This window comes from Chryseobacterium sp. (genome assembly GCF_019236175.1).
Taxonomy (GTDB): Bacteria; Bacteroidota; Bacteroidia; order Flavobacteriales; family Weeksellaceae; genus Chryseobacterium.
The window spans coordinates 368,555-378,991 of sequence record NZ_JAFAJM010000009.1 but is presented as its reverse complement, the minus strand read 5'-3'; the positions used below and the strand labels follow the sequence as shown (position 1 = coordinate 378,991).

Genomic DNA, 10,437 nt, shown 5'->3' with positions numbered 1-10,437 from the left:
TAGCGGTGGGGCTCACCTGTTCCCATTCCGAACACAGAAGTTAAGCCCACCAGCGCCGATGGTACTGCTAACGCGGGAGAGTAGGCCGCCGCCAGTTTTTATTTTATTTTTAAAAATCCTTTATCTTTATGATAAAGGATTTTTTTTGCTTTATACTTGCCGTACGAGGCCATCTATGATTTGAAAGGCCTAAAGCCCGTCCCTATTGATGGTAGCGTCGTTATTCGTCTTCATTCTTCATTCTTCATTCTTCATTCTTGGTTCTTGGTTTTTGGTTCTTGGTTCTAAAAAATCATGATCCCGCAGATCCCGGGTGAATGGTATTGTCTTTTATTTGAACGGACTAAAGCCCGTTCCTATTGATGGGTGCTATCATTATTCATCTGTACGGATCTTATTATGCATAAAAAAACGCCTCAATATAAATTGAGACGTTTTTTAGTTATATGGAATGATCACACCTGTATCACACCCAGATTAAACTTTTCCGTAATAGGAGAATGGTTAGCTGCTTCAATACCCATAGATATCCATTTTCTGGTATCGGCTGGATTAATAATGGCATCTGTCCATAATCTTGCCGCTGCGTAAGTAGCATCTGTTTGGCTTTGATATTTTTTTGAAATGGTATCCAGAATTTCGTTGTGTTCTTCTTCTGTGATCTCTTTGCCTTGTTTTTTTAATGTAGATTCCTGAATCTGAGCCAGTACTTTTGCTGCCTGTGCTCCTCCCATTACAGCCAGATCTGCCCAAGGCCATGCAACGATCAGTCTAGGGTCATAAGCTTTTCCACACATTGCATAATTACCTGCTCCGTAAGAGTTTCCGGTAATGATTGTGAATTTGGGAACAACAGAATTAGATACTGCATTTACCATTTTAGCTCCGTCTTTGATGATTCCTCCGTGTTCGGATTTTGAACCTACCATAAATCCGGTTACATCCTGTAGAAAGATTAAAGGAATCTTTCTTTGATTACAGTTTGCTATAAACCGGGTTGCTTTATCTGCAGAATCAGAATAGATTACTCCGCCAAACTGTACTTCTCCTTTGCCGTTCTTCACCATCTTTCTCTGATTGGCTACAATTCCTACAGACCAGCCATCCACTCTTGCTGTAGCGCAGATGATGCTTTTTCCATAATCAGGTTTATATTCTTCATATTCTGAGTTATCCACAATACACTTAATGATATCATAAGTATTATACTGTTCTGCTCTTGAAACGGGCATGATTCCGAAGATATCTTCAGGGTTTTGCTTAGGTGCAAAACTCTCTATTCTGTCAAAACCTGCTTTTTCGGAACTTCCTACAGATTTCATAATATTTTTAATTCTGTCCAAAGCATCTTTGTCATCTTTTGCTTTGTAATCCGTAACTCCTGAAATCGAGCAGTGGGTAGTTGCCCCGCCAAGGGTTTCGTTATCTATGGTTTCTCCAATAGCAGCTTTTACCAGATAGCTTCCTGCAAGGAAAATAGAGCCTGTTTTATCCACTATCATAGCTTCATCACTCATAATAGGAAGATAAGCTCCACCGGCCACACAGCTACCCATAACAGCCGAAATCTGAATGATTCCCATTGAGCTCATCTTAGCATTATTTCTGAAAATCCTTCCGAAATGTTCTTTATCAGGGAATATCTCATCCTGCATCGGAAGATAAACTCCTGCAGAATCTACCAGGTAAATGATTGGAAGTTTATTTTCCATGGCAATTTCCTGCGCTCTTAAATTTTTCTTTCCGGTAATAGGAAACCATGCGCCGGCTTTTACAGACGCATCATTAGCTACTACAATACATTGTCTTCCGGAAACATAACCAATCACTACGACAACCCCTCCGCTAGGACAGCCACCATGTTCTTTGTACATTTCATATCCGGCAAATGCTCCTACTTCTATGGAATCTGAATTTTTGTCGAGAAGATACTCAATTCTTTCTCTCGCAGTCATCTTTCCTTCTTCACGAAGCTTTTGAAGCCTTTTTTCACCGCCGCCTTTTTTTATTTCGGTAAGCAAACGATTTATTTCTGATAGTCGTAATCTGTTTTGATCTTCTCGTTTGTTGAATTCAATATCCATAAAGTTTCAATTTTTTACGCTTAAAGATACTATTTTTATAAGGAATATGAATTGATGTAAAACACTTGTTTAATATATTGGTACTCAGAAAATTGTGAATTTTTTAACAGAAAAATATTTTTACATCATCTATATTTTGTATAACTTTACATCAGAGTAACAGAGATTATATTCTCTGCAAAATACTCTGTTCCTAGTTTATTTTTTTAATAGTTTATTATTTGAAGGCCCTGAAAGTTTAACACATTTTCAGGGTTTTTTGTTGATTATAATTTAATGTCTGTAATATTTTCTATATTCTAAAATTGTAAGATCGGTGATTACATTTTTAAATTTCTTGTATTTTTTAGCCTGTATAAATCCGAGTTTTTCCGGAATTTTTTTACTGGGTATATTTTTTTCATCTACAGGATATAAAATATACTTGAAAATAAAATTATTTTCCAGAAATTCGATAAGTACCGTTATAATTTCATTTCCTAATCCTCTACCTTGGGCACTCACTTTTAACCATAATCCAAGTTCAATAGATTCTTCTGTTATGTTATGAATGCCGCAGCACCCTATACAATCTCCATGTATATCCAGAGCCACCATCACCACGTCTGTATTTTGTAATAATTTTTTTGGGATTCATCGATGAAGCGGATAATGTCCTCCCTGTTACCTTGCGGATTAAAAGACATATATCTCGTTACCTCATTTGTAAAATGTTCTACAATATCATCTATGTATAGATCTTCAACAGGTTGTAAAGCGGTGCGCTGAGTTTTGATCTTAATATCTGGATGATATCATATTCTTGTCACTGTTTTTTCAGAAAATTAATAAAACTGATTATTCATTAGAAAGAAAAATGATTAAAAAACTTCATTTTTCATTTTTTTATTACTGTAAATTTATATTTTTTGTAAGATTTATAAAAGCCTATTTGTAAATTTGCATCTTAAAAATTTAAAGAAGATAGGTTATGCATAAATTGGCACTTTTCAGATTGCACTTAATTGTATTTTTATGGGGCTTCACTGCAATTTTAGGAAAACTGATTCATGCAAATGCTCAGGTACTGGTATTTTACAGAATGTTATTTGCTGCCGTTTTTCTTTTCTTATTTATAAGGGTATATAAAAAGGAAAGCATCAAGGTTTCAAAAAAGATATTTTTTCAGCTGGCTGCTATAGGTTTTGCCATGGCGCTTCACTGGTATTGCTTTTTTTATTCCATCAAAGCTTCCAATGTTTCCATAGCATTAAGCTGCCTGTCGTTATCTACACTTTTCGCCTCGATACTAGAACCTATTATTTTTAAGAGAAAAGTGGATATTTCTGAGGTGATTATGGGAGTGGTGATTGTGTCCTGTATATTACTGATTTTTAAAACCGAATTTCATTATAAGGAAGGCATTATTTACGGAATTATGTGTGCGGTTTTCGGAACAATATTCTCAGTTTTCAACGGAAAAATGTTTGGAAAAACAAGTTCCGGGAATATTATATTTTATGAAATTTTCTGTGGATGGTTTATTTTAATGGTTTTTTACCTGCTGACAGGTCAAATCTTTGAAATGAATGAAATAAACAACAGAGATCTGGCGTTAATATGCTTATTGGCAAGTGTTTTCACTGCTTTCCCGATGCTGGAATCGGTGAAATTAATGAAGTATATTTCGCCTTTCACTTTAATTTTAACAGTTAATTTAGAACCGGTTTACGGAATTATACTAGCTTTTTTTATCTTTGGGGAATCAGAACATATGAGTCCTATATTTTATATCGCCTCAGGAGTTATGATACTGGCTATCATCGCTAATGGATTAATTAAAGCCAGGAAAAACAAAAAACTTTAACTAGCATCAAATTTATATGATGAAGAAATATTTTTTACTTGCATTTTCACTGCTGTATGGGCTATCCCAATCTCAGATTATCAGGAAGTATTCCAATGAATTTTTAAATATCGGAGCTGGTGCGCGAGGTCTGGCAATGGGAGGAGCGGTAATATCCAATCAGGATGACGTATATGCTCCAATGTGGAACCCTGCAGGTTTAATGTCTATAGACAGAGACTGGCAAGGAGCAGCAATGCACGCAGAATATTTCGAATCCATTGCTAAGTATGATTATCTGGCTTATGCAAAAGTAATGGAAGAGGGGGTATTTGGTGTTTCAGTAGTGAGACTTGGGGTAGATAATATTTTGAATACCACCCAGATGATTGATGCTGAAGGAAATATTGATTATAATAAAATAACAAAATTTTCCCAGGCTGATTATGCTGCAATATTGTCTTATGCTTTCAGGCCTGGCGGAAATCCTAATTTAGATGTAGGGGTGAATGCAAAGATTGTTTATAGAAATGTAGGTAAATTTGCCAACGGCTATGGTTTTGGATTTGATGTAGGAGCTATTTATAAAGGAAATAATGGTTGGAAATTTGGAGGGATGATCCGTGATATTACAACAACAGTTAACTTCTGGAGTGTTAATCAGAAAGAATTATCCACAATCGTTAACGGTGAAGAATTTAACCCGGCGCCTAAAAATAAAATGGAGCTTACCATGCCTAAACTTAATGCCGGTGCCAGTAAGTTATTTGAAATTAACAGCAGTTTATATGTACTTCCTGAAGCGGGAATCAACGTGGATTTTGCTAAAACAGCTTCATTAATTTCAACAGATTTTGCGAGTATAAGCCCTTATGCAGGCGCTGAACTTGGATATCAGAAAATGATTTTTGTGAGATTAGGGATCAACAGGTTCCAGTCGATTACAGATATAGAAGATCTTAAAAGAAAAGTCTCTTTCCAGCCAAGTGCGGGTATCGGGATAAAATATCGAGGGCTTACTCTTGATTATGCTATTACCAATTCAGGAATAGGAGGCTCTAATTTCTATTCTAATTTTTTCTCTCTGAAACTGGATATGGGAGCATTCAGAAATGATTAAAAAAAATAATAAAATGAAAAGGATATCAGTTGTAATGTTGGCAGTTTGTTCAACACTGGCTTTGGGTCAAAAGGTTTCAGATTATAAATATGTATCTGTTCCTGCGACATTTGAAAGCTTTAAAAAGGAAGATTTTGGATTGGTAAATTATTTAACCAAATCTCTAACGGGCAAGAAATATGTGATTTTATCAACAGATAAAGATGAATGGCCTTCAGAGGCACGAGGAAATTCCTGTAATGTACTGAGTGCTGATCTTCAGAAGGACAAAAGCTTATTTAAAAATAAAGTAACGCTTGAACTGAAGGATTGTAAAGGTAAAGTTGTTCTGGAATCTAAAGGAAGTTCGGACATAAAAGAATTTGAGGAAGGTTTACAGGATGCTTTAAAGCAAGCCTTGATTAAAGTTGCTGTTTCAAACCCTGTTGCGATATTACCGGCTCAGACTTCTGTAGCAGAAAGCAACAATGTTCAGGCATCTGTTTCAGAAGTTGTTACTTCTCCTTCAGTTGTTTCAGCAAATAACTTTTCGAACGGAAAACTTGATTTACAGAAAATACAAATTGATGGTAATCAGTTTATCTTGGCTAAATCTGGAAGTTCAGTTCCTTTTGCCAACTTTAAAGCCTCTTCGAGAAAAGATGTATTTATCGTAAAAATGGAAAATGGAAACACAACGATAGGTTATCTTGAAAATGGAAACATTGTTATTGATGTTCCTCAGGGAGATGGTAAATATTCAAAAGAAGTTTTTGTAGGAAAATAATTAGCTGTTCCGCTTTGCACAAATAATACGTATAAAAGGCTCTTGAAAAAGAGCCTTTTATATTCATATATGCTGATGTGTTTTCTCCGTAATGATAGTCTCTGATCTATTCTGCAACACTGTTATAGGAAAAACCATTCATAGTTTTTTATTACACAGTGTATTGAATTGCTATACTAAATTACGAAAAAAATATAAATAATATATATTTTAGATAAATATTTTATTATTTACCGTTTGTTATTGTGTTTTCTATTAATGTTTAAGGGATTTTATGTATTTTGTCTCTGGTTGAGATAATGCCAGAAAATGCGGTTTGCTCAGAGAGTGATCAATTAGCATTGAAGAATTCCCAAATAACCTTAGCCTTAGTTTTTCCTAAAATCTCTTCCAATGTTTCCTGATTTGCTTCTTTAATTCTTTTCACTGATTTTAGCTTAGATAGCAGCAGTTCAATCGTTTTTTCTCCGACTCCGGGAATTTCTTCCAGTTCAGATTTTATCGTTGAGTTTTTTCTTCTGGTTCTGTGATGTTTGACCCCAAATCGGTGAGCTTCATCCCTTACTCTTTGTAAGATTTTCAGTGTTTCAGATTTTTTGTCCAGATACAATGGAATAGGATCTTCGGGGAAGAAAATTTCTTCGAGCCTTTTAGCAATCCCTACAATTGTAATTTTTCCGTAAAGGCCTAATAACCTCAGGCTCTTTACCGCAGAAGAAAGTTGTCCTTTCCCTCCATCAATCAGAATCAGCTGAGGAAGGTTTTCACCCTCATCCAGCATTCTTTTATAGCGGCGGTAGATAACCTCCTCCATTGTAGCGAAATCATTGGGACCTTCCACCGTTTTAGGATGAAAAATTCTATAATCCGCTTTACTGGGCCTGCCGTCTTTAAAAACTACACAAGCGGAAACAGGATTGGTTCCTTGAATATTTGAATTATCAAAGCCCTCAATATGTCTTGGTTCTACAGGCATTCTGAGAAGCTTTTGCATTTCAGCCATAATCCTGTTGGTATGTCTTTCAGGATCAACGATCTGAACCTGTTTTAGTTTTTCAAGACGGTATTCTTTTGCATTTTTTTCAGAGAGTTCTACAATTCTCTTTTTATCACCTACTTTCGGAACAATCAGCTTAACACTGGGGATTTCAACAGATAAATGGAAAGGAAGCAGAACTTCCTTTGAATCCGAACTAAATTTCTGGCGGATTTCGATCAAAGCTTCTTCCATAATATCTTCATCGGTTTCCTCAAGAATTTTTTTGATTTCTGTCGTAAAACTCTGGATAATATTTCCGTTTCTTATCTTGAAGAAATTAACATAAGCTGCCGTTTCATCGCTGGTCATTCCAAAAACATCCACATCGTCAATATTAGGATTTACAACCGTATTTTTAGCCTGGTAATCCTCTAGAATATCCAGTCTTTCCTTGATAATTTGTGCTTCTTCAAACTGAAGATTTGAAGCCAGTTTCATCATCTGATTTACCAGATAATCTTTTGCTTTCCGGAAATCTCCTTTAATCATTCCACGAATAGCATCCACCTTTTCATCATATTCTTCCTTAGTCTCAAGATCTTCACAAGGGCCCTCACAGTTTTTGATATGATACTCCAGGCAGACTTTATACTTTCCTTCAGCGATTTTATTCGGAGAAAGATTCAGGTTGCAGGTTCTGAGCTTATAAATATGTTTAATGGTATCCAGCAAAATTTTCGCCGGACGTACTTTCGCATAGGGGCCATAGTATTCTGAGCCGTCTTTAATGATATTGCGGGTCAGAAATATTCTTGGGAAATCTTCATTTTTAATACAAATCCATGGATAGGTTTTGTCATCTTTCAGCATAACATTGTAGAAAGGTTTCTGCTCTTTAATCAGATTGTTTTCCAACAACAGAGCATCATATTCACTGTTTACAATGGTGGTCTCCAGGCGCTGGATTTTACTGACCATTATTTTGATTCTGTATCCTGAAAGATTTTTATTGAAGTAGGAAAGAACCCTTTTCTTTAAATTTTTTGCTTTCCCAACATATAATAACTGATCGTTTTTATCATAATAACGATAAACGCCGGGTTCGGAAGGTAAGGTTTTGAGCTGTAATTCTAAAGAAGGATTCATATAACAAAATTAAGGAAACTTTCTATATTTAAAAAGAAGAAAACCTGCAGAATGATCTGCAGGTTTAATTTATTTACTTGAGGGAGATTATCCGTTGCTCATTGCAGTATATTCACTGATAAGGAAACTGAAGTAATCCCATTCAGCAGATTTTTTAGGATATTTTTTCATAAATTCTGCATTATCACCGAAAAGAAAATCATAATTATCTTCAAAATCATCTTTGTGAAGCCACATGATTTTATTTCCTTTTTTTACGTAATAGGATTTGATAACTCCACCGCCAAGCTGCGGAGAACCCATTACAGAAAAACCCGTAGTTTCTTTAGCTCTCGGATCGTGATAAACGGAAATGATTTCACTGAACTCAGGATTGATAAGCTGCATGAGAAACTCTTTATCATCTTTTTTATTTTTCAGGGAAACCGTTTGATTCACAAAATGAATTCTGTCATTATTTGTGTTCTTTGTCAGTTTCTTGGTTCCGAAGTTTCTGATGTTTCCCATGTACTTGGCTACTTTTGCAATTTTCTCAGCATTGCTCGGATACACATACATTTCACTGATTTCGTCTGCATTAAAAATGCCGTTCTTCTTTGTAGCACTGTCTTTAATGGCTACTTCGTAGATCTGTCCTTTTTTGGTTTCGATTTTATTACAAAATCCTTTGTGAATGCTTCCGTCTTTTAAAATAATAGTAGAAGTCTTTTTAGGAGAGGGAATATTGAAGCCTTCGTTGAAGAGATAGGTTTCCATTTTTTTGATTTCTTCTTTAGAATATTTTACTTTCTGTGCGAAAGAAGCAGTTCCTGCAAGACACAATGCAAGAAGTAAAGATTTAAGTTTCATGTATTATTGTTTGTTAATTAGGCGGTAAAAATAATAAATTAAATCACTTATTTTAATAAAACTTTATAAGGTGAAAATTTAGTTTTTCCAATTATTGTTAAATGCTTAATTTTAAGGAAATTTTTTAGAAATGATATACGGAGTAGATGTTTTTACTTTCCATGATGTTCTGGAAATCTGTAAAAAACCTAATAAAGCCAAGCTGAACAAAGCAGCAAAAGAACAAATTTTAAAATCTCAGAAAAACGTACAGCAAATAGTAGAATCCGATAGATGTGTATATGGAATCAATACAGGCTTCGGACCACTGTGTGATACTAAGATATCGGCTGATGAAACAGCTCAGTTACAATATAACCTGATTATCTCTCACGCCGTAGGTGTAGGAAAACCAATTGATAAAGAATTGTCAAAGATTATGATGATTGCTAAAGTACATGCTTTGTCAAAAGGATTTTCAGGAGTTTCTCTGGATGTTATTGAGAGAATGATTCTGATGCTTGAGAAAGATATCATTCCTGTAGTTCCTGAACAGGGTTCTGTAGGAGCTTCCGGAGATCTTGCTCCTTTAGCCCATCTGGTATTGCCTTTATTGGGACTGGGACAGGTTTGGGAAGGAGATCAGCTTTCCGATACCATGGAAGTATTGAAGAAGCATAATCTTGAGCCATTGACATTAGGCCCAAAAGAAGGATTAGGACTGATCAACGGAACACAGTTTATTCTTTCTCATGCCATTAAAGGCCTGGAAAAATTTGAATACCTGCTGGATCTTGCAGATATGACAGCTGCGATGAGTATTGAAGCCTATAGAGGATCTGCAAGCCCTTTTAAAAAGGAACTTCACGAAATCAGACCTTTTGAAGGAAGTAAAAAGGTAGCGGCAAGAATGCTGAAGTTCTTAAAAGGATCTGAAAATATGAAAGCCCACGAAGACTGTGAAAGAGTACAGGATCCTTATTCCATGAGATGTGTGCCACAGGTTCATGGAGCAAGCAGAAATGCTTTTGAACATCTTAGAACGATGGCAGAAACAGAATTAAATTCAGTAACGGATAATCCGATTGTACTTAGTGCCGAAGAGTCCATTTCCGGAGGTAACTTCCACGGACAATTGATGGCTTTACCTTTAGATTATGCTACACTGGCTGCGGCAGAATTAGGAAATATTTCCGACAGAAGAAGCTACTTATTACTGGAAGGAAAATATGGGCTGCCAAGATTACTGACAGAAAGCTCAGGGTTAAATTCAGGATTTATGATTCCCCAATATACTTCTGCAGCATTGGTTACAGAAAACAAAACACTATGTTTTCCCGCATCAGCAGACTCTATTCCTACAAGTTTAGGACAGGAAGATCATGTGTCTATGGGAAGTATTTCAGGAAGAAAATTCAATCAGGTTCTTGGAAATCTGGTTAACATTCTGGCTGTTGAATTAATGTTTGCAGCACAGGGGCTTGAATTCAGAAGACCTTCAAAATGTGCTAAAATCATTGAAGAAAACTTTGATGTTCTTCGTTCTAAAGTTTCCAAACTGGAAGATGACAGACTGATTGGTCAGGATATGCTGGCTATTGCAGCACTGATTAACGAAAGAAAATTTGTTGTTAACTAATTGAAATAATAGAAAGCTTCCGAAAGGAGGCTTTTATTTTTTTTACCATT

Annotated in this window: 8 protein-coding genes and 1 rRNA gene; 5 read left to right on the top strand and 4 right to left on the bottom strand. The window is 35.6% G+C overall.

Translation table 11 applies throughout. From position 1 onward, the window contains the following. Window positions 1-97 (top strand): 5S ribosomal RNA (gene rrf, locus JO178_RS09280); the annotation flags it as partial. A gap of 358 nt (window positions 98-455) precedes the next feature. On the opposite strand, the gene JO178_RS09275 is transcribed toward rrf, so the two are convergent. Both JO178_RS09275 and JO178_RS09270 read right to left on the bottom strand, forming a co-directional pair. Further along, a complete protein-coding gene (locus JO178_RS09275) occupies window positions 456-2,084 on the bottom strand; it encodes a carboxyl transferase domain-containing protein (protein ID WP_291934599.1) in 1,629 nt (542 codons plus the stop codon). Between the two features lie 273 nt (window positions 2,085-2,357). Next, window positions 2,358-2,681: a GNAT family N-acetyltransferase gene (locus JO178_RS09270; RefSeq protein WP_291934597.1), complete on the bottom strand. Its 324-nt coding sequence runs from the start codon at window positions 2,679-2,681 to the stop codon at window positions 2,358-2,360. Window positions 2,682-3,054: 373 nt separating this feature from the next. Here JO178_RS09270 and JO178_RS09265 point away from each other — a divergent pair, with 373 nt between their 5' ends. Genes JO178_RS09265 through JO178_RS09255 form a run of 3 tightly spaced genes read left to right on the top strand, consistent with a single transcriptional unit; the run spans window position 3,055 to window position 5,795 of the window. Next, window positions 3,055-3,930 carry an EamA family transporter gene (locus tag JO178_RS09265; RefSeq protein WP_291934595.1) on the top strand — a complete coding sequence of 292 codons (876 nt, stop codon included), beginning with the start codon at window positions 3,055-3,057 and terminating at the stop codon, window positions 3,928-3,930. Between the two features lie 16 nt (window positions 3,931-3,946). Further along, window positions 3,947-5,029 (top strand): PorV/PorQ family protein, encoded by a 1,083-nt coding sequence (locus JO178_RS09260; RefSeq protein ID WP_291934593.1) that lies wholly within the window; start codon window positions 3,947-3,949, stop codon window positions 5,027-5,029. A 13-nt stretch (window positions 5,030-5,042) separates the two neighbouring features. Beyond that, window positions 5,043-5,795, top strand: coding sequence for a hypothetical protein (locus JO178_RS09255; protein ID WP_291934591.1), 753 nt, complete (start codon window positions 5,043-5,045; stop codon window positions 5,793-5,795). A gap of 331 nt (window positions 5,796-6,126) precedes the next feature. Here the strand turns inward: JO178_RS09255 and uvrC are convergent, their stop codons facing one another. Next, on the bottom strand, window positions 6,127-7,920 hold the full coding sequence (gene uvrC, locus JO178_RS09250) for an excinuclease ABC subunit UvrC (RefSeq protein WP_291934589.1): 1,794 nt from the start codon (window positions 7,918-7,920) through the stop codon (window positions 6,127-6,129). Between the two features lie 87 nt (window positions 7,921-8,007). Further along, window positions 8,008-8,769 (bottom strand): hypothetical protein, encoded by a 762-nt coding sequence (locus tag JO178_RS09245; protein ID WP_291934588.1) that lies wholly within the window; start codon window positions 8,767-8,769, stop codon window positions 8,008-8,010. A gap of 130 nt (window positions 8,770-8,899) precedes the next feature. Between JO178_RS09245 and hutH the strand changes: the two genes are divergently transcribed. Then, window positions 8,900-10,387, top strand: a complete 1,488-nt coding sequence (hutH, locus tag JO178_RS09240; protein WP_291934586.1) for a histidine ammonia-lyase — start codon at window positions 8,900-8,902, stop codon at window positions 10,385-10,387. Window positions 10,388-10,437 lie beyond the last annotated feature (50 nt).